At 72.2% G+C, this 19,141-nt stretch carries 15 protein-coding genes and 1 tRNA gene; 7 read left to right on the top strand and 9 right to left on the bottom strand.

Annotated features, from left to right (window positions below; all coding sequences use genetic code 11):
* Positions 1-22: 22 nt before the first annotated feature.
* On the bottom strand, positions 23-1,228 hold the full coding sequence (locus ACOJV9_RS03435; protein ID WP_420183782.1) for a molybdopterin molybdotransferase MoeA: 1,206 nt from the start codon (positions 1,226-1,228) through the stop codon (positions 23-25).
* Entirely contained in the window at positions 1,225-2,610 is a 1,386-nt protein-coding gene (locus tag ACOJV9_RS03430) for a UTP--glucose-1-phosphate uridylyltransferase (protein WP_420183781.1), read from the bottom strand. The genes ACOJV9_RS03435 and ACOJV9_RS03430 overlap by 4 nt, the downstream gene beginning before the upstream one ends.
* 49 nt (positions 2,611-2,659) lie before the next feature.
* Between ACOJV9_RS03430 and ACOJV9_RS03425 the strand changes: the two genes are divergently transcribed.
* Positions 2,660-3,220, top strand: a complete 561-nt coding sequence (locus ACOJV9_RS03425; protein ID WP_420183780.1) for a 5-formyltetrahydrofolate cyclo-ligase — start codon at positions 2,660-2,662, stop codon at positions 3,218-3,220.
* Positions 3,221-3,223: 3 nt separating this feature from the next.
* Here ACOJV9_RS03425 and ACOJV9_RS03420 read toward each other — a convergent pair whose 3' ends face one another.
* The gene (locus tag ACOJV9_RS03420; protein ID WP_420183779.1) at positions 3,224-5,887 is read right to left on the bottom strand and encodes a penicillin acylase family protein; all 2,664 of its coding nucleotides are present in this window, start codon (positions 5,885-5,887) and stop codon (positions 3,224-3,226) included.
* Between the two features lie 65 nt (positions 5,888-5,952).
* On the opposite strand from ACOJV9_RS03420, the gene ACOJV9_RS03415 reads away from it, so the two are divergent.
* The 4 genes from ACOJV9_RS03415 (at position 5,953) to mscL (ending at position 9,148) form a co-directional block, all read left to right on the top strand.
* Positions 5,953-7,497 carry a potassium/proton antiporter gene (locus ACOJV9_RS03415; protein WP_474544265.1) on the top strand — a complete coding sequence of 515 codons (1,545 nt, stop codon included), beginning with the start codon at positions 5,953-5,955 and terminating at the stop codon, positions 7,495-7,497.
* A 98-nt stretch (positions 7,498-7,595) separates the two neighbouring features.
* Positions 7,596-7,928 (top strand): FmdB family zinc ribbon protein, encoded by a 333-nt coding sequence (locus ACOJV9_RS03410; RefSeq protein ID WP_420183777.1) that lies wholly within the window; start codon positions 7,596-7,598, stop codon positions 7,926-7,928.
* Positions 7,929-7,968: 40 nt separating this feature from the next.
* Entirely contained in the window at positions 7,969-8,658 is a 690-nt protein-coding gene (locus tag ACOJV9_RS03405; RefSeq protein ID WP_420183776.1) for an SAF domain-containing protein, read from the top strand.
* 121 nt (positions 8,659-8,779) lie between these two features.
* The gene (gene mscL, locus ACOJV9_RS03400) at positions 8,780-9,148 is read left to right on the top strand and encodes a large conductance mechanosensitive channel protein MscL (protein WP_420183775.1); all 369 of its coding nucleotides are present in this window, start codon (positions 8,780-8,782) and stop codon (positions 9,146-9,148) included.
* A gap of 264 nt (positions 9,149-9,412) precedes the next feature.
* On the opposite strand, the gene ACOJV9_RS03395 is transcribed toward mscL, so the two are convergent.
* A complete protein-coding gene (locus ACOJV9_RS03395; RefSeq protein WP_420183774.1) occupies positions 9,413-9,679 on the bottom strand; it encodes a hypothetical protein in 267 nt (88 codons plus the stop codon).
* A complete protein-coding gene (locus ACOJV9_RS03390) occupies positions 9,676-13,434 on the bottom strand; it encodes an AAA domain-containing protein (RefSeq protein ID WP_420183773.1) in 3,759 nt (1,252 codons plus the stop codon). The genes ACOJV9_RS03395 and ACOJV9_RS03390 overlap by 4 nt, the downstream gene beginning before the upstream one ends.
* Positions 13,435-13,531: 97 nt before the next feature.
* Here ACOJV9_RS03390 and ACOJV9_RS03385 point away from each other — a divergent pair, with 97 nt between their 5' ends.
* Positions 13,532-14,353 (top strand): enoyl-CoA hydratase/isomerase family protein, encoded by an 822-nt coding sequence (locus tag ACOJV9_RS03385; protein WP_420183772.1) that lies wholly within the window; start codon positions 13,532-13,534, stop codon positions 14,351-14,353.
* Here ACOJV9_RS03385 and ACOJV9_RS03380 read toward each other — a convergent pair.
* Positions 14,340-15,617 carry an MFS transporter gene (locus ACOJV9_RS03380; RefSeq protein WP_420183771.1) on the bottom strand — a complete coding sequence of 426 codons (1,278 nt, stop codon included), beginning with the start codon at positions 15,615-15,617 and terminating at the stop codon, positions 14,340-14,342. The genes ACOJV9_RS03385 and ACOJV9_RS03380 overlap by 14 nt on opposite strands.
* Before the next feature lie 167 nt (positions 15,618-15,784).
* On the opposite strand from ACOJV9_RS03380, the gene ACOJV9_RS03375 reads away from it, so the two are divergent.
* Positions 15,785-15,856, top strand: a tRNA-Arg gene (locus ACOJV9_RS03375).
* A gap of 83 nt (positions 15,857-15,939) precedes the next feature.
* Here ACOJV9_RS03375 and ACOJV9_RS03370 read toward each other — a convergent pair.
* Genes ACOJV9_RS03370 through ACOJV9_RS03360 form a run of 3 tightly spaced genes read right to left on the bottom strand, consistent with a single transcriptional unit; the run spans position 15,940 to position 18,658 of the window.
* The gene (locus tag ACOJV9_RS03370; protein WP_420183770.1) at positions 15,940-17,064 is read right to left on the bottom strand and encodes a site-specific integrase; all 1,125 of its coding nucleotides are present in this window, start codon (positions 17,062-17,064) and stop codon (positions 15,940-15,942) included.
* On the bottom strand, positions 17,022-17,198 hold the full coding sequence (locus ACOJV9_RS03365) for a helix-turn-helix transcriptional regulator (RefSeq protein ID WP_084072330.1): 177 nt from the start codon (positions 17,196-17,198) through the stop codon (positions 17,022-17,024). The genes ACOJV9_RS03370 and ACOJV9_RS03365 overlap by 43 nt, the downstream gene beginning before the upstream one ends.
* Before the next feature lie 38 nt (positions 17,199-17,236).
* Positions 17,237-18,658, bottom strand: coding sequence for a replication initiator (locus ACOJV9_RS03360; protein ID WP_420184122.1), 1,422 nt, complete (start codon positions 18,656-18,658; stop codon positions 17,237-17,239).
* Positions 18,659-19,141: the final 483 nt, after the last annotated feature.

Raw genomic sequence — 19,141 nt, 5'->3', positions numbered from 1 at the left:
GCCCCTCGTCGCTGCTCACTCCCTAATCCTGCCCCACGAGCGGGAGCAGCCGGACCGTGTCACCCTCCCGGACCTCGGCGGTGGCGGCGTCGACGACGGCGAGGTGGGTGGCCTCGGCCAGCGCCCCGAGCATGTGCGACCCCTGGCCCCCGGAGGGTCGGACGCCGTCGGCCTGCAGCACGACCCGGGTCAGCTCCACCTTGCCCTCCACGGATGACCAACCCTGCGCCGCCAAGGCGCTCGCCATCGGCACCTCCGGAGCCAGACCGGAGAGGGCCCGCAGGACGGGGAGGACGAAGACGTGGAACGAGACGAACGAGCTCACCGGGTTGCCGGGCAGCGTGACGACCGGGGTGCGGCGCTCCCCGAGCACGCCGGAGCCCTGCGGCATCCCGGGTCGCATGGCGACCTTGACGAAGTCGACGCCGCCGTGCCGGGTCAGCACCTCCTTGACCGTGTCGTAGGCGCCCATCGAGACGCCCCCGGTGGTGAGGACGAGATCGGGGTCCCCGGGGACGTCCTCCAGCAGGGCGGCCACGGCTTCGGCGTCGTCGCGGAGGTGCCCGGAGAAGGCGAGGTCGGCACCGGCGGCGAGGACGAGCGCCGCGAGCATCGGCCCGTTGGAGTCGACGATCTCGCCGTGGGCGAGGGCGGATCCGGGTGGCAGCAGCTCGTCACCGGTCGAGACGACCGCCACCCGAGGGCGGCGGCGGACCCGCACCTCGGCGACGTTGGCAGCGGCGACGAGGGCGAGCCGGCCCGGGGTGACGCGGACGCCGGGACGGAGCACGACCTCACCGGCTCGCACGTCCTCGCCCTGCCGGCGCAGGTGCCGGCCGGGCTCGGGGGCGAGGTCGAGGGCGACGCGGTCCACTCCACCGTCGCTGCGCTCCACGGGGACCACCGCGTCGGCGCCCAGCGGCAGCGGCGCGCCGGTCATGATGCGCAGCGCGGCGCCCGGCCGCAGCACGTGGCGAGTCGTGTCGCCGGCGGCGATGTCACCGTCGACCTCGAGAACGACCGGCGTCTCGGGGGTGGCGCCGGCCACGTCTGCCGAGCGGACGGCATACCCGTCCATCGCACTGTTGTCGAAGCCCGGCAGGTCCACCGTCGCGACCACGTCCTCGGACAGGACCCGACCGAGGGCCTCGCGCAGTGGCAGGGTCTCGGCCGGGAGGGCCGAGACGAGGGCAAGCAGGGCGGTCCGGTGCTCCTCGACGGTCCTCACACGTCGCCCTCGAGGCGGGCGCCGTCGGCGATGGTGCGCGGTGCGTCGGTGCGCACCGTCACGTCACCGACGCACCTGACGTCGCGGCCGAACGTGACGTCGCCCTCGACGACGAGGGAGTGCGCCTGACGGATCGACGGGACCCCCTGCGGGAAGCGGGCGTCGAAGTCCTGGACGAACTTGTAGTGGTCGGAGAGGTCGATGAACGGCTCCTCGTCGTCGGACAGCGAGACGACCCGGCTGGCCCCGTCGAGCGTGTAGAGGTCCGAGCGGACGAGGAGGAGCTCGTTCGTCGTCTTGACCGGCCGGAACCGGTCACGGGGGACGAGCAGGGCACGCGAGCCCTCGAAGACCTCGACGGCGGTCCCCATCGCCGACTCGATCTGGATGACCGGGGTCGAGTCCTTGCGGGTGGGGTCCACGGTCTTGCGGTTGACGATGATCGGCAGCTCGAGGATGCCGTCGCGCTCGGCCAGCCGGGCGGCGAGGACGTCGAGGTCCACCCAGAGGTTGTTGACGTGGAAGTACTCGTGGCGGGTGTTGTCCTGGAAGTACTGGTCCTCCCCGGGCGCCACCATGGCCGAGTCCCGCAGGATGAGCCGGCCGTCGCTGCGCCGGGTCGCGAGGTGTCCCCCCTTGCGGTCGTTGCGCGTGCGCTCGCAGACCTCTGCGACGTAGGGGATCCCCTCGCGCGCCATCCACGCGGGGACCCTCGGGTCGCACGTGGCGCCCAGGTTGTCGGCGTTGGACATGAAGAGGTGGCGGAAACCCTTCTCCCGCAGGGTGTCGAGCAGCCCGCTGGACTGGAGGGCGATGTAGACGTCACCGTGACCGGGCGGGCACCACTCGAGCTCGGGGTCCTCCGGCCACTCCACCGGGGTGAGGTCGTCCGCACGCAGCTTGGGCTCGGCGCTCTGGAGGAAGTCCAGCGGAAGCCCGTCGACCGCGAGCCCGTCGTGCGCGGCGAGGATCTCGAGCGTCTCGTCCTGGGTGCGGAAGGAGTCCATGAAGACGACGGGCAGGTCCACCTCGTGCTCGCGCCGGATCGCCAGCACCTGGCGGGCGATGATGTCGAGGAAGCTCAGGCCGTCGCGCACCGGCAGGGCCGACTTGGGGCCGCTGATCCCCATGGAGGTGCCGAGCCCGCCGTTGAGCTTCAGCACCACCGTCGTGGCGAGCGCCTCCCGGGCCGCAGCCTCGTCGATGTCGAGGTCCGCGAGGCTGGTGACGTGACCCAGGGGCTCGATCGTGTCCTCGTGGACGTAGCCGGTCGCGTCCTGCTCGAGCATCCCGTAGAAGCGCGTGAACGCCGCGATCGCCCGCTCGTCGACCTCCCGCGCCCGCATGAGGTCCGTGCTCCGGCGGAGACCATCTGCACCCATGTCCGCAACACTAGGCGACCTGCCCCGGTGGACGGTGGACACTGGGCGCGTGAGCTCCGCTTCCCGACCCGACGCGAAGACAGCCCTGCGTCCCGGCCTCGTGGCCGCGCGTCGGGAGCGCGTCGCCGGCCGGGACCGCGCCGAGGACGATGCCGCGATCGCCCGTGAGGTGCTCGCCGTCGCGGTCGAGCTCGGGCTCGGGCCCGGTGACACGGTCACCGCCTACGAGGCATGGCGCAGCGAGCCGCCCACGGCGGCGACCATCACCGCGCTCGCGGCACGCGGCATACGCGTCATCGTGCCGGTCACGTTGCCGGACAAGGACCTCGACTGGTGCGACGCAGCGGACGACCGGCGCCGACCGCTCGGTCGTGAAGCGGTCGCGGCCGCAGGTCTGGTCCTCACGCCGGGCCTGGCCGTGGACACCGTCGGCACGCGGCTGGGACGCGGTGGCGGGTCCTACGACCGGGCGCTGGCCCGCCGCGGCGCCGACGCCCGCGTGCTCGCCGTGCTGCACCCGGGCGAGGTGCAGACTGAGCGGCTGCCGGCCGATGCCCACGACGAGCCCGTGGACGGAGTGCTCACCGCCGACGGGACCACCTGGTTCTGAAGGTCAGCCCTCGCCCTCGGGCAGCAGCGCGAGCTCGGCCTCGGTCGCCTCGCGGACAGCCTCCTCGGTGAAGGGCCAGGGTCGCTGGCGACCCTCGACCCAGTCCTCGGTCTGGTCGTCGTAGTGACCGTTGAAGGCGTGCCCGCTGGCTCCCGTCTGGTTGATCCACGTCGAGCGGTCGAACCCACCGACGTCGACGACCATGCGCATCGACGGTGCCGCGGTGACCTCGTAGCCGAGGCTGGCCCGCCAGGCCGTCGCGTTGACGATCGCGGAGCCACCGGGCATCTCGAACTCGCCCCGGTTGAAGACGCCGCGGACGATCCCCGGGACGGTGTCGCCGCCGAGGACCTGGTGGGTGAGCTCGAGGGTGTGCAGGGCGCCCCAACGCCAGTCCTCGGGGTTCTTGCCGAGCTCGCGGGTCAGCTCGAGCCGGGCCTCCACCTGCGCCTGGCGCAGGATCTCGTTGCGCCCCTCGGTGATCGCGGCGGTCTGGCGGTTGTCCCACCACGCGCTCCGGGGGTTCTCCAGCAGTCTCGCCACGGCGGTCATGTAGCGGCTGCCGCCATCGGCGCGCAGGTCCTCGGGCAGCTCGTCGTCGAAGAGCAGGCGCAGGAGGTTGGCCCAGACGGCGTTGTAGTAGGCCGCGGCGGCACCGGCTCGGGACCCGTCGGCGGGCGTCGTGTAGTCCCACTCGCGCAGCAGGTCCTGCGCCTCCTTGGTGAAGGCCACCTCCGCCTCGGAGTCGTCGGCGTCGCCGAGCGGCACCTCCAGCAGCGCGGCGACGAGCGTGGGGGCGAACTCGTTGCGGGAGTCCATCTGGATGGCGCCCATCTGCGCGACCGTGAGCTTCTTCCCATCCCTCGTGGCGCTCTCGAGCAGCTCACGGATGCGCTGCGAACGGAAGCCGTAGTCCCACTCCGTCGTGAGGAACGGGGTCGCGCTGGCCGTCACCGCCTGGTTCGCCGCGACGATCATCCCCGACGACGGGTCGAGGGACGTGGGCATGGACTCGAACGGCACGAAGCCCTGCCAGTCGTAGGTCTCGTCCCAGCCGGGGGCCGGCCAGTATCCCGGCGGCGAGCCGGGGAACGCCGACACCCGCACCGGCACCTGCCCGGGCGCCTGGTAGCCGATGTGGCCGTCGACGTCCGCGTAGACGAGGTTCTGGGAGGGCACGGCGAAGGACTTCGAGGCCTCGCGGAACTCCTCGAAATTCTGGGCGACGTTGAGCTGGAGGATGGCGTCGGCGGTCTGGTTCGTCTCCAGCCCCGTCCATGCCATCGACACGGCGTACGCCTCGGAGTCGCGCGTGGTGCCCTCGGAGGGCGGGAGCGGTGAGCGCGCGCCCGCGTCGTCGAAGGCGTCGACGACGTCGGACATCAGGGGTCCGTGGCGCGTCGACCGGACGGTGATCTCGACGTCGTCACCACCGGCCACCCGGATGGTCTCGCGGCGGGTCTCCATCGGCTCCCAGGTGTCACCGCGCAGGGCGCGATCCCCCTCGAGGCGCTCCAGGTAGAAGTCGCTGACGTCGGGAGAGAGGTTGGTGAACCCCCAGGCGATCCGGTCGTTGTGACCGATGACGACGCCTGGGACACCGGCGAACGAGAAGCCGGAGACGGCGAGGGGGCACGCGGCGCTCTTGGTGCGGCAGTGCAGACCGACCTGGTACCAGATGCCCGGGATGCCGGGGCTGAGGTGCGGGTCGTTGGCCAGCAGCGGCTTGCCGGTCGCCGACATATCCGGGCCGACGACCCAGGAGTTGGAGCCGATGCCCTGACCTCGGCCCAGGAGCTGGGGGACCGCCGACAGCGCACGCCCGACCGCGGCATACGCCTCCTGCGCGGATGGGCTGGCCAGAGCCGCGGCGGCATCCTCGGCCGACGGTCGCGGCGCCACAGCGCGCAGGGCGGACGGGACCGCCGACGAGGACTGCTGGCTCGGGGGTGGCGCCGGCGCCCAGTCCTCACCGGAGAGGATCGGCTGCCTGGTGAGGTCGTAGGGCGGATAGATCTCGGCGATCTGGCCGGCCGTCACCCGGCTCGAGAGCCGGGCGCGCGCGAGCTCGTCGGAGTAGTCGCCACGCAGGTCCCAGGCCATCGCCTTGAGCCACGCGATCGAGTCGGCGGGCGTCCAGTCCTCGATGCGGTAGTCGTCCACGGTCGTGCCGAGCACGACGTACTCGAGCGAGGCCTGCGCCGGCGACCGGCCACGCAGGTAGGCGTTGACGCCGTCGGCGTAGGCCTGCAGGTAGGTCCGTGTCGCCGGGGCGAGGGTCGGCAGCTCGGCCTCGGCCACCCGCCGCCAGCCCATCGTCCGGATGACCTTGTCGGTCTCGAGGCCGGCCTCCCCGACGAGCTCGGCCAGCCGGCCGGCGGTGATGTGCCGGCGCATGTCCATCTCGAAGAAGCGGTCCTGGGCGTGCACGTAGCCCTGGGCCCGGGCGATGTCGCTGATGCTGTCGCCGTAGATCTGCGGGACCCCCCGGTCGTCGCGCATCACGTCCACCCGGGCGCCCAGTCCCGGGACGTCGATCTCGCCCTCGGTCTGCGGGAAGGACCGACGCACCACCGAGACCCCGACGACGGAGAGGACGAGCGCCGCCACGGTGAGGATGCCGACGACGGTCAGCGTGACGCGACGGGCAACGCGGGAGGAGGACACCCTGCGAGACTAGGACAGACCCCCGATCGACCGAGCAAGGACGGGCCGTGACCGACATCCTGGGTATGCCGCACGGCAGCGCGGTCGACCCGGTCCTGCTCGCGGCCGCCGAGGGCGAGAACCTCCGGTCGCTCTCGATCGCCCTGCTCATCGGCGCGGCGGTCCTCATCGTCTCGATCGCAGCGGTCAGGCTCTCGACCCGATCGGGCCTGCCCTCGCTGCTGCTCTACCTCGGCATCGGCCTGGCGCTGGGCAACCGCGGCCTCGGCATCGACTTCTCCGACGCGGAGCTGACGCAGGTCCTCGGCTACGCCGCCCTTGTGCTCATCCTCACCGAGGGCGGGGTGACGACGAAGTGGGAGTCGATCAAGGGCTCGCTCGCCCCGGCGGCGGCGCTGGCCACCGTCGGTGTCGTCGTGTCGATCCTCGTCGTGGCGCTCGCCGGCCACTACGTCCTGGACATGACGTGGAGCACCGCGCTGCTCATCGGCGCGATCCTCGCGTCCACCGATGCGGCGGCCGTGTTCGCGGTCCTGCGCCGGGTGCCCCTGCCACGCCGGGTCAGCGGCATGCTCGAGGCGGAGTCGGGCTTCAACGACGCCCCCGTCGTCATCATCGTCACGGCCATCGCGGTGCAGTCGGCGGCCGGCGAGCAGGTGTCGCTGTGGGCGATCTCGCTTCTCGTCGCCGGCGAGCTCGTCGTGGGCTCCCTCGTCGGCCTGGCCGTCGGGTGGGTCGGGGGACGCCTCATGTCCCGGGTCGCCGGGGGTTCGTCGGCCCTGTTCGCGATCGGGGTCGTGGCGATCTCGGTGCTGGCCTACGCCGCCGCCGACGTCGTCCACGCGTCCGGCTTCATCGCCTGCTACCTCGCGTCGCTCGTCCTCGGCAACATGTCGCTGCCCCACCGGGCGGCGGTCCACGGCTTCTCCACGGCGCTCGGATGGCTCGCCCAGATCGGGCTGTTCGTCCTCCTCGGGCTGCTCGCCGACCCGGCCACCTTCCTGGAGCAGGTCCGGCCGGCGCTCGTGCTCGGCCTCGCCCTCCTCCTCGTCGCCCGCCCGCTCTCGGTGCTCGTGTCGTGCACCCCCTTCGGGCTGGGGTGGCGCACGCAGGCGTTCCTGTCGTGGGCCGGCCTGCGCGGCGCGGTGCCGGTCGTGCTCGCCACCGTGCCGCTGACCGTGGGGGCGACCGGCGTGGAGTGGATCTTCGACCTCGTCTTCGTCCTCGTCATCATCTTCACGCTGGTGCAGGCGCCGACCCTGCCCTGGGTGGCGCACCGGCTGGGCCTCGACAGCGGTCACCACTCGTTCGACCTCGCCCTCGAGGTGACGCCCTTCGACGACATCGGCGCCCACCTCATCGAGGTCACGGTCGGGCCGCTGTCCCGCCTCGCCGGGGTGCAGGTCTACGAGCTGCGCCTTCCACCGGGGGCGAACGTCGCCCTCGTCGTGCGCGACGGCGCGTCGTTCGTCCCGCAGGAGACGACTCCCCTACGGCGGGGCGACCAGCTGCTCGTCGTCACCCCTGCGACCCTGCGCGCCGCGGTAGAGAAGCGCCTGTATGCCGTGAGCCGGGGTGGGCGCCTCGCCGGCTGGTCCGCGGAGGGCTGAGCCCGGTCCCGGGTCGGTGGGCGGCCGGCATACCGGAGCACCGCTCGGCGTTCCGTATCCTTGGACCCGCTCACCCCGCAGTGCCCCAGGAGGAACCTGTGCCCACGTACGCCTACGCGTGCCGCGACTGTGACCACCGCTTCGAGGCGGTCCAGTCCTTCAGCGACGACTCGCTCTCGGTCTGCCCGGAGTGCGACGGGTCCCTGCGCAAGGTCTTCAACTCGGTCGGCATCGTCTTCAAGGGCGGCGGCTTCTACCGCAACGACTCGCGCGCGGCCTCGAGCAGCTCGTCGCCGGCGTCGCCGTCGAGCGACTCCGGCTCGGGCTCCGGTTCGGGCTCCGGTGACACGGGCAAGAGCAAGGACACGACGTCCCCCGGCTCGTCCACAGGCACCTCCTCGACCTCGGCGCCGTCCACAGCCTCGGCCTGAGCCGTCCCGAGCACCGCGGCCCCGGCCTAGCGTCGGTGGCATGCCGCGACCGCACGTCCCCAGGTTCGCCCGTCCGGAGCTGCTCGGCCCCTCGCGTCGGGCACGGTGGCGCCGGTGGGTGCTGCGTCGGGCCGCCGCCGCGGTCTGCGCGGCGGGGGCCGTCGTGGTGCTCGTCGGTGTCGTGCGGCCGCCGCCCCCAGCCACGACGCCGGTGCTCGTCGCAGCGCACGACCTGGCCAGAGGGGCCGTCCTCGACCACGAGGACGTGCGGCTCGTGCATGTGCCACGCGACCCTCCACCGGTCGCGACCACCGGCGACCCCTCCACCCTCGTCGGGCGTCGCCTCAGCACGGCCGTCCTGGGCGGCGAGCCCCTCACCACCACCCGGCTCGTGCCGCGCACCCCGGCAGACGACCTTCCCGCCGGGACCGTGGCGGCGCACGTGGTCGTCGCCGACGAGCACGTCCTCGACCTCGTCTCCGCCGGCCACCGGGTGACGCTGTTCGCCGAGCTGGGCGGTGCCGCCCTGGCACGCGACGTGCTCGTCCTCGGCGTGGACACGCCCGAGCCGGCGTCCGTGACCGGACCGTTGCCCGGAGCGGACGGGCTTCCCGGGGGCCTGGTGTGCGCGCTGTCCCCCGCTGATCTCGAGCGGGTCTTCGCAGGTCAGCGACCGGAGGGTGGCGCCCCCCGCGTCCTGCCCGTCGTCACGGGTGCAGCCGCGGGCTGACCGAGCCCCGGGGCCGGCCCTTGTCACCGCCTCTCGGGTGTCGATCCGGCTTGTACTCTGGCCAGCGCTCGGATGGGCGTCATGCCCGGCGGCATCTCTTCAACAGCAAAGGACAGATCCAATGAACGGCTTCAAGGACTTCGTGCTCAGGGGAAACGTGGTCGACCTCGCGGTCGCCGTCGTGATCGCCACGGCCTTCGGCAAGGTTGTCGAAGCGATGGTGAAGATCATCATGCAGATCGTCGGCAAGCTCGGCGGCAGCCCTGACTTCTCGGCGTGGGAGCCGGCCGGCCTCTCGATCGGCAACTTCCTCACCGTGCTCATCGCCTTCCTCATCCTGGCTGCGGTCGTCTACTTCTTCGTCGTCAAGCCCTACACCGCGGCCAAGGCCCGGTTCTTCCCGGACGAGCCCGCCACGGACACGATCGACCCGAACACCGAGCTTCTCAAGGAGATCCGCGACAGCCTTCGCGCTCGTCCGACCCTCTGAGACGGACACCTCCGCCAGGGGCGGGAGCCGGCCACCGCGCCGACTCCCGCCCTGTTCTGCTGCGCCCCCTTCCCGACCCAGATCGCGCGCCTGCATCTTTCGACCAATAGGTCACATGTGGCGCTGCCCCGCGCGCCTGCATCTTTCGACCAATAGGTCACATGTGGCGCTGCCCCCCCGCCCGCACTTTTTCGACCAATAGGTCACATGTGGCGCAGCCCGACGTCAGCCGGTGTCGCGAGCCGTGGCGTGCGGCGGAGGCGGTCAGGACCAGTGCGGGGGGCGGTTCTCGCGCAGCCACCGGGCCGAGGCGTCGTCGTCGCCGCGCTCACCCCAGCCCTCGTCGGTGTCGTCCTTCGTCTGCTGGGCGTCCGGGACCGTCGGTGGCGCGGGAGACTCTGCCGGGGCCGACCCGCCCGGCGCCTGCCGGTCGTCCGGCTCGGCCTCCCGTCGCACGTGAGTCGAGGTGAGGCCCTCGTCCGAACCCACCCGCTGCGGAGCGCTCGACGCGCGCCGCGACCGGCGGGTCATGCCCGCCCGCGGTCGGCCAGCGAGCGGATCCGGGCGACGTCGCGGGCGGGGTCGCGGAACGCGTCGCGGGTCCACACCCGCACGTGCTGCCAGCCCAGCCGGCCGAGGTGCTCCGCGCGCAACCGGTCACGATCACGGGCACTGGACATCGCGGCATACTCCGGGCCGTCGGACTCCACAGCGACGGCGAGCCGCCCCGGGTGGTGCGGGTCCTCGACGGCGAGGTCGATGGGGGCCGCGGACGACCCGTACCTCTCGTGGACGACCAGCCCGGTGTCGCGCAGTCGACGGGCGAACTCCGCCATGACGACCGACTGCGTCGGCTCGGTCGGCACCACGTCACCGGGTCCTCCCTCGTCCGCCACCACGGTGGAGGTGGCGACGTGGGCGAGGAAGTCGCGCAGCATCTGGGCGCCGCGGGCCTTGAGCCGCTGCGGGTCGAGCTCGTCGGCGCCGATCGAGGACACGACCGTCATGCGCTTCTTGGCACGGGTGATGGCGACGTTGAGGCGTCGCTCGCCGCCCTCGGTGTTGAGCGGGCCGAAGCGGTGGAGCACGCGCCCGTGCGGGGTCTTGCCGTAGCCGACCGAGAGGATCACGGCGTCGCGCTCGTCGCCCTGGACACGTTCGAGGTTTTTCACGAAGAAGCGCTCGTGGACGTCCTCGGTGAAGAACGTCGCGGCCCGCGGGTCGAGCCCCTGCAGCGCCCGGCGCAGCGCGTCCTCGATCCGCTGGGTGTGGGCCAGCCCGAGGGCGATGACGCCGAGGCTCTCGCTCGGGCGGGTCCGGGCATGCTCGAGGACGAGCTCGACCACCCGGTCCACCTCGGCCTGGGTCGTCTCGACGCTCGTCGCCCCCTCGGCGACGACACCGACCCCGTCGACGAGCTCATGGCGCAGCACCGGTGCCGATCCGGTGCCGGGGAAGGTCACGAGCGAGCCGCCGTAGACGTGCTCGTTCGCGAACGAGATGAGCCGCTCGTCCTGCGAGCGGTAGTGCCAGCTCAGCCTGCGGCTCGGCAGGGTCGCCGCCAGCACGTCGAGGATCGACTCGACCCCTTCGGTGAGACCGTCGTCGGGAGCGGCGTCACCCCCGTCCGAGACCGTCGTGAAGAACGACGTCGGCGGCAGCTGCTTGGCGTCGCCGGCGAGGACGACCTGGCGGGCGCGGGAGATCGCCGACACCGCCTCGGCGGGAGGCACCTGGGACGCCTCGTCGAAGACGACGACGTCGAACCAGACCCCGGGGGGCAGCACCGACGCGACGACGAGCGGGCTCATCACCCAGCACGGTCGCGCCGCGGTGAGCAGCTCCCCCGCCACGGGGAAGAGGTCACGCAGCGGGCGGTGGCGACGGGACTTCGCCGCCTCCGTCCGCACGATGCTCTCGAGCTCGGGCGAGTCGGACAGCACCCGGTCGACGTTGGCACGGACGGCGGCGCGCACGCGAGTGGCGTTCTGCCGCAGCACCTCCCGGTCGGCGGAGGCGAACTCACCCACCGTCCTGCGCAGGTCCTCACCGTCGTGGGCGCCGACGCGCGGGTCGCGCAGCGCGATGTCGTCGAGCACCGAGCTCCACCACACGAAGTCGGCCTCGCTCGCGACGTCGTCCACGGCCACGCGCCGGGTGGCCAGGTCCTCGAGCAGTGGGCCGAGCCCGGCCTCACGCATCGACTCCACCGGTCCAAGGATCGAGGGCACCACCGCGAGGCGCTCCGGCGCGTCGGCCAGGGCCTGGAGCCGGGCGGCGAGCTGGTCGCGAGGCACGTCGAGCAGCGACTCGGCGTCGGAGTCCGCCGACCGCGGGACGCGCTCGTCGAGCCAGGCCAGGTCGGCGGCCAGGGCGGCATACGCGGCGGTGGCCCGGTCGAGGTCGGCGGGCATCTCCGGGCGGCCCCCGGCTCCGGCCATCTCCTTCCACGCGCTGCGCTGCTCGCTGGCGGCCAGCAGGGCGGCGTGCAGGTCGGCCGGCGGCCGGCCGGGCCGGACGTGGCGGCGCACCTGCCGCTTGAGCTGGCGGCGCTCCCACCACCCGAGCTCGGACCCGACCGAGGAGCGGTATGCCGGCGTGCCGGTCGCCGCGACGAAGTCACCGAGCGGGACGTCGAAGATCTCGGGCCGGAACGTCTCGAGCGTGTCCCGCACCCGGGCCACGGTGTCGAGGATCCGGCCCCACTCCCGGACGGTGCGCGTCGGCGGCAGCCGCAGCCCGGTGAAGACCTCGCGCAGCGTCTCACCGACGTCCTCGACGGCGTGACCCGACCAGCGCTCGACGAGCTCACGGGCACGGATCGCCTCCTCGGGGGTGCGCACCGTCGCGCCGTACCAGGGGTCCGAGCCGCGGTCGGTGCGCCAGGCGCCGAGGGAGGCGACCCGGGTCAGCTCGCGGGCGAGCACCTCGAAGCGCTCGCGCGGCAGCGACTGGAGTGCCTCCCCCCGGATCCGGACGCGTGAGTGAGGTGGACGCTCCGCGGCCCCGAGAGCGCTGATCGCCTCCTGCACGTCGTGGACGGAGACGCCCCAGGGGTGGCGACCCTCGTGCATGGCGTCACGGTGCTCCCGCAGCGCGGAGGCGGTGGCGCGCAGCCGGTCGACGTCCCGGCTCGCGGGGTCGGACGGCCGCGGCGAGCGACCGGGCAGGGAGTCCGCGAGCTCGGTGGCGATGCGGCGCCGGCCACGGGCGCCGTCGTGGAGGTCGAGGACGAGCTCGCCGAGGCCGATCCGGTCGAGGCGGCCGACCACGGCGTCGATGGCCGCGCGCTTCTCGGCGACGAAGAGCACCCGCTTGCCGTCGGCCGCGAGCGACGCGACGAGGTTGGCGATCGTCTGCGACTTCCCCGTGCCGGGCGGGCCGTGGATGACGAGGTGGGCACCGGAGCGGGCGGCCTCGATGGCCTCCTGCTGCGAGGAGTCGGCGTCGAGGACGAGCATCCCCCGGGCGGGGTCCGGCACGACGTCATCCTCGCGCCGGGGCAGCTCGTGACGCACCGAACGCAGCGCCGTCGGGTCACCCGCGATGGCGGCGATGACGTCGTGGTCGGCCAGGGCGTCGCCGTGTGCCGCGAGGTCCGCGACCATGGGCAGCTTCGCGTAGGAGAAGGTGCCGAGGACGATCCGGGGCGTGACCGCGAAGTCAGGCACGGAGGCGCAGGCCGCCGTCAACGCGGCATACGCCGGATAGGGGTCGAAGCCCCCGGGGCGGTGTGCGAGCGCCTCGAGCTCCTCCGGGTCGAGCACGACGCCCTGCTCGGACGCGAGGTAGTGCTCCAGGACCGGGTTGAGCTCGATCTCGTCGCCGAGGTCGAGCTCGTAGTCGTCGTGCTGGGGCGTCGTCGGTCGCAGGGTGCAGCTGCGCAGCAGCACCGGTGCGGCCGGTTGCCGAGCGGCGGCGGCGCCACGTCCCCCGCCGAGGCTCCATGTCGCCATCCCCACGGCGACGAAGCCGGTGTCGATGCCGCGCTCCTCGCGCAGCTCACGCGTCTTGGCGGCGATGGTGCGGGCGCGGCGGCGGGCCTCGTCGAAGGCCGCCGGCTCCCGGACGAGGTCGGAGAGCCGCGTCGGGCGCCCGGCGAGCAGCATGGCCACCCCGCCGGGGTGCGCGGTCGTGAGGTCGAGCGTGCCGGTGGGCAGGTCGCGGTACCACAGGAGCGTGTTGCGCCCCCCGAGGTCGACGAGGTGGCGGGTCCACCCCTCGACGGCGTGGCGGACCTTCTCGGTCCGCGAGTCGATCTCTGACTGCGGTCCGGTCTCACTCACCGCAGCAGGCTAACAACGACGAGCCGGTATGCCGTGTGCCGCCACTCGACGTCCGGCCTCCGGTGGCGTGGCGCCGGGGATCGGGGAGGATGTCGGCATGTCACAGGATGCAGCGCCGGACCATGGATCCGCCTCGACCGGGCTCGTCCGGGTGCTCCGGCACGACGCCGGGGTCGCCGAGATCGTCCTCGACCGCCCGGAGGCGATGAACGCCGTCTCGACCGCGATGGCCCGCGCGCTCTCCGAGGCCGCCCGCGGGCTCGCCGTCGACGCCACGACCCGGGCGGTCGTCGTCTCGTCGTCGCACCCGAAGGCGTTCTGCGTCGGCGCCGACCTCAAGGAGCGCAACCTCCTCACCGACGAGGAGCTGCGGGCGCAGCGGCCCGGCAACCGGGCGGCATACGGCAGCATCCTCGAGCTCCCGGTGCCGGTCGTCGCGGCGGTGGCCGGCTACGCGCTCGGTGGCGGCTGCGAGATCGCGCTCTCGTGCGACGTCATCGTGGCCTCGCCGGGTGCGACCTTCGCGCTGCCCGAGGTGTCCGTCGGCGTCATCCCCGGCGGCGGCGGCACCCAGCTGCTTCCCCGCCGGATCGGCTGGTCGCGTGCAGCCGACCTGATCTTCACCGCCCGCCGGGTCGACGGCACCGAGGCGCTCGCCCTGGGGCTGGCCGACCGCGTCGTCGAGGACCCACGAGCCACGGCGCTCGAGCTGGCCGCGACGATCGCCACCCACTCCCCCGTCGGCGTGCGCAACGCCAAGGCGGCCATGCGGGACGGCATGGACGTGTCGCTCGCCGAAGGGCTCGACGTCGAGGACGCCCGGTGGCACGACACGGCGTTCAGCGCTGACCGCGCCGAGGGGGTGGCGGCGTTCGCCGAGAAGCGTCGGCCCCGGTGGCCCGGCCTCAGCGGCCGCTGAGCTCGCCCGAGCCGCGCAGGACCGCGGCCAGCACGCCGATGGACAGCGCGACGACGAGGGCCGCGAGGGCGAGGACGTTGAAGCTCGCGACGTCCACGACGACACCGGCGAGCGCCCCGCCGAGACCGGCCGTGAGCCCCATGACGAGGTCACTGGCGCCCTGCGCTCCCGGGCGCTCGGCCGTCGGGAGCGCGGCCGTGAGCATGGTCGAGCCCGAGACGAGCGTGCAGGACCAGCCCAGACCGAGGAGGAACAGCGCGACGAGCAGGCCCGTCGAGTGCCCCTCCGGCGCGGTCGACGCGAGCAGGGTGGCCGCAGCGAGGATCGCGGAGCCTGTGATCGCCACCACCCGTCCGCCGAGCCGGTCGACCGCGAGCCCGGTGAGGGGTGAGAAGGCGAACATCCCGAGGATGTGGACGCTGATGACGAAGCCGATGACGGTGAGGTCCGCGTCCCCGTGCCTCATGTGCAGCGGCGTCATCACCATGACGCTGACCATCACCATGTGTCCGAGGGCGAGCGTCAGCAGGCCGAGCAGCGCCTGGGGCTGGGCGACGACGACGCGGAGGCCGCGGCCGATCCGGCCGTGCGTGCGACCGGAGGCACCGGGGTCGGCGGCGACGGCACGACGGCGCGCCTCGAGCAGCGGGTCGGGCCGCAGGCGGATGACGAGGACGAGGACCGCGAACGCGAGTCCGACGAGCGAGAAGACGAACGGACCGGTGAGACGGGGCAGGCCCAGCAGCTCCGACACCGGCTCGCTCGGCCCGACGAGGTTGGGACCGACCACGCTGCCGATCGTCGTCGCCCACACGACGAGGCTGAGGTCGCGGCCGCGGTGGGCGGGCGCGGCCAGGTCGGCCGCGGCATACCTCGCCTGGTTGTTGGACGCCGTCGAGCCACCGAAGAGCAGGCTGGCGACGAGCAGCAGCGCGAAGCTGCCGACGATGCCGGACGTGATGAGCCCGAGGGCACCGACGAAGGCCAGGCAGTAGCCGAGGACCAGCCCGTGCCGCCGCCCGCGAGCCGCGCTGAGACGGGCCATCGGCACGGCGATGAGGGCCGACCCGAGCACCTGGAAGGTCGATCCCAGCCCGGCGTACGTCGGTGAGCCCGAGATTTCCTCGGCGAGCAGGGCGCCGACGGCGACGCCACTGGCGAGCGAGATCCCGCCGAGCACCTGGGACATCGACAAGGTCGCGACCGTGCGGCGCTGGACGGGGTCACCCTGCCGGTCGAGCTCGCGGCCCTGCGTCGTGGTCACCCGCCGAGTATGCCGCCTCCCCTCCGAGACCTTCCCGCCCGACGTGGGTTTCTCTCTCCTCGCCGCACCGCCTCGGTCAGCGAAGTGGGAGCCGGCCCGGCGAAGAGCCCGCGACCGGGGGACCCTGCCGGTCAACTAGGCTGGTTCGCGGCCTTCGGGCCCTTCCCGCCCTCGTAGCTCAGGGGAAGAGCACTTCTCTCCTAAAGAAGGTGTCGCAGGTTCGAATCCTGCCGGGGGCACCCTGCCTGACCTGCGGAAACGCGACCGTCCGACCGTCCGACCCGCCGTCGAAGGCCCGAATTGGGCACCAAATGGGCACATCTCAGATCTCCCGCGCCGCTTCGCCGGCCGTGTAGAGGCCGTCGAGCGCGGCAGCGATGGTGTCGAGCTCGTCGTCGTAGAGGTGGGCATAGATGCGTGCCGTGGTGGTGATGGACTCGTGTCCCATCGCCTTCTGGATGAAGCGCAGGTCAGCGCCGGCCATCCGCGCGAGGCTTCCGAAGGTGCGCCGCAGATCGTGCGGAGTGGCGGCCATGCCGAGCTGCTCGAGAGCCCTGTCGAAGCCGGCTCGCCGACGCCAGTTCCGCACGCGCAGGTAGTCCCCTTCCGGCGAGGCGAAGACCAGTGCATCCCTCGGCCGACCGGCCAGCCTCGCCGTCAGTGCTGGCACGAGGAGCTGCGGGATCGGGACGTAGCGATGTCCCGCTCGGCTCTTGGGCTGGTCGACGTCGATCCGACCATCGACCTCGGTGGCGCGCTGCACGACGTGGACCCGTCTGCGCGTGAGGTTGACGTCCTCGACCCTGAGGGCCGCCAGCTCGGACCACCGCAGCCCCATGTAGGCCAAAGACAGCACGATGTCGCGGTCCTGCGGCATCGCCTCGGCGAGGGCATGGATCTCCTCCACGGTGAGGATGCGTTCCCGAACGGGCGCGCGTTTGGGCAGACGGACGCCCCGCGCGACGTTGACCGGCACCCGACGGGTCGAGGCCGCGTAATCGAGCACCCTCGACAGCACTCCGTGCGCCTTGCGAACCGTGTCCGTGCCGAGCCGGGCGCTCAGGGCAGTCACCCACTCCGCCACGTCGGCGTGCTCGATCTTGGCGACCGGCCAAGCGCCGAAAGTGGGTTCGATGTGCTTCCACGCGTGTCGGTAGCCAGCCTGGGTGGTCGCCCTGAGATGGCTGGTCCCTCCGCTCTGGTACTCCGCCCAGACGGCACCCAGCGTCGCTCTGCCCCGTTGCGGATCGACCCAGTCGCCGCGGCGCCGCTGCGAGAGCACCTGCCTCTCGTAGTCCGCCGCTTCCGACCGTCGGGCGAAGGAGCGGGAGCGGAACCGGCCGTCGGGCGTGCGGTAGCGCACCCGGTAGGAGCAGGTCCCGTCCCGCCGCTCGCGACGCTCGATCATCTCGACCGAGCTCCAGCCGCCCTGGACGCGTTGATCCACGCCAGGACTTCCTCGGCGTCGAACCGTCGATGCTTGCCGAGCTTGAACGACGGCGGGCCGCCGCCCCTTACTGCCCAGTGGTGCACGGTCGAGACCGGCACTCCGCATACCTCGGCGACATCCCGCACGGTCATCAGGGAGGGGAACTCCCTCACGGTCTTTCGCACTGCCCTCACTTCCCTTCTGCTGATTGACTCTTCGCTTCTCCGCTGACGAATTGCGTTGGGAGAGCGCGGATGCGAGAGAGGGCTGCTGATCGGACGGCCTCCGCCGCCTCTGCCGACGAGAGGTAACCGCGACCGACGTACGTGAAGGAGGAGACGTGGACGAAGCCCTCCGGCGGCTCGTCCTCGTCGAGGACGCGTCGGATATCCGCGTCCGGGTCGAGGCGTGCAGGGCGTCGGTGGTGCAGCCGTCGCAGTCGTCGCAGCTGGCCGAAGGTCACCGAGTACGCCCGTGACTTGGTGATCGGGTGACCCCGATAGCCCAATGTCGCATGTCGGTCAGCGATCCGGGCGAGGTTGTCCACAGACCCAGCGAGTTGCTCGGCCGCCGCGATGATGCGGACGACGTGGGGGCTGGCACCGAGCAGGCGCGCATGTTCCGAAGACCGGACTCTGCCGCTCAGGCCGAAGTCCTCGGTGCTCTTCGTCAGGTACTTCGCGAGGTAGGCCGCCACCTGCTCCGGATGGGCGGCGGATCGCGAACGGTCGTCGCGTGCCGTGGCTCCACTGATCGTGCGCGTGTCCACCTGCGTCCCCCACCGGAGCTCGTATGCCGTCCGTTCGAGACCGGGTTCAGTGAGGGTCACGCTCGCCGCAGCCACGCGGACCCCTTCCTCGAGATCGGCCACGGTCAGCGCCAGTGAGGTAGGTGGCCCATCGGGACCCTCCGGACCGTCCAGCCGGAACGGGGCGTGGACGTGGATCAACCCGCGCGCCTGGAACTCGATCACCTTCGAGTAGGAGATCCGGCACCCGGCGCGGAACGTCGTGAGGTCGACATCCGCCTTCTTGGCGAGGGCGCGCTGCAGGGCGATGGTGAACCGGCGCCATAGCTCGGGAGCGTGCCACTGCCACAGGACATGGCCGACATAGTCGTAGCACTGCGCGCACAGGGGCTGCCCGACTTGCGGGTCGCTCTCCTCGTGACGCTTCGAGCACCACAGCGGGCGCCCGTGCGGACAGACGGGATGGTCGCGCCGTGGGCGACACAGCCCTGTTCGGCGTTGGCCGTGGACTGCGCCGAAGGATGGTGCGGTGAGGGTGACGAAGGTGCACGGGTGGTCCGCGACGTTGGCAGGCACGCCCTTGCCGCCGGCCAACCCACACATGAGCAGGTGCCACGCATCGCCCTTGTACTCATGGCTGCACGACGCGCAGACACTCGCACGACGGTTGCCGCATCGCACGTACGTGCGGCCGTCCAGCTCCTGGTCGGACGAGTAGACCGTGGTGATCTCACCGGTGGCGGTGTTCACCGACTGGCGCGAGCCGACGAGCCTGATCGGACGGGAGCAGCCGCGGGCACGGCTTTCGGCGTCGCCCACTCCGGCCGCACCGAGGACGGCATCCGAAGGTCCGACGTCGAGCATCGGCGACACCACGCGCTCCCAGCAGAGGGTGTGCCACGCGGATCGCTGCGGTCCTGGATCCGCGTGACACACCCGGTCTGTGGGTCGGTCGAGGCTGAGGGTCGCCGGCGCTCAGGACCGCTCGCACGCCGGGTCGCGCCCCATCGAGGCGCTGAGCGGGTCAACGAGTCTGCGTGTGTAGCGGCTGTCCATGAGTACGACCGTTGCGGCCAAGGGTGGGGAGCCGACCCCCTGGAAATATCCCGTCTGAGTGATGTGGTGCTGATCCCGCAAGTCCACCGAACCGCGGCAACAGCCCTCAATCAAGGTGGAGCAGAAAAAAGTTCCGCGTTCAGTACTTCAGCGCGCCTTCGGCCCGTCTGCTTCAGGACCCCACCCATGAGCGTGCGGCTCAAGACGGCGTTCGCAAACGTCCGGAACTGCTTGATATGTGGGTGATCCTCGTGATCGCCGGCGCTTCTACGTTGGGGTGTCCGTTCCCTT

Origin of the sequence: Knoellia terrae (genome assembly GCF_048606435.1) — a bacterium.
GTDB classification, from domain to species: Bacteria; Actinomycetota; Actinomycetes; order Actinomycetales; family Dermatophilaceae; genus Knoellia; species Knoellia terrae.
Note: the sequence above shows the minus strand (reverse complement) of the source record. Positions and strands in the feature narration are given on the sequence as shown.

Coding starts and splice junctions, on each gene's coding strand:
- ACOJV9_RS03430 (WP_420183781.1), bottom strand. CDS start 2,610: ATGGGTGCAGATGGTCTCCGCCGGAGCACGGACCTCATGCGGGCGCGG.
- ACOJV9_RS03415 (WP_474544265.1), top strand. CDS start 5,953: ATGCCGCACGGCAGCGCGGTCGACCCGGTCCTGCTCGCGGCCGCCGAG.
- ACOJV9_RS03405 (WP_420183776.1), top strand. CDS start 7,969: ATGCCGCGACCGCACGTCCCCAGGTTCGCCCGTCCGGAGCTGCTCGGC.
- mscL (WP_420183775.1), top strand. CDS start 8,780: ATGAACGGCTTCAAGGACTTCGTGCTCAGGGGAAACGTGGTCGACCTC.
- ACOJV9_RS03395 (WP_420183774.1), bottom strand. CDS start 9,679: ATGACCCGCCGGTCGCGGCGCGCGTCGAGCGCTCCGCAGCGGGTGGGT.
- ACOJV9_RS03385 (WP_420183772.1), top strand. CDS start 13,532: ATGTCACAGGATGCAGCGCCGGACCATGGATCCGCCTCGACCGGGCTC.
- ACOJV9_RS03365 (WP_084072330.1), bottom strand. CDS start 17,198: ATGACCGTGCGGGATGTCGCCGAGGTATGCGGAGTGCCGGTCTCGACC.
- ACOJV9_RS03360 (WP_420184122.1), bottom strand. CDS start 18,658: ATGCTCGACGTCGGACCTTCGGATGCCGTCCTCGGTGCGGCCGGAGTG.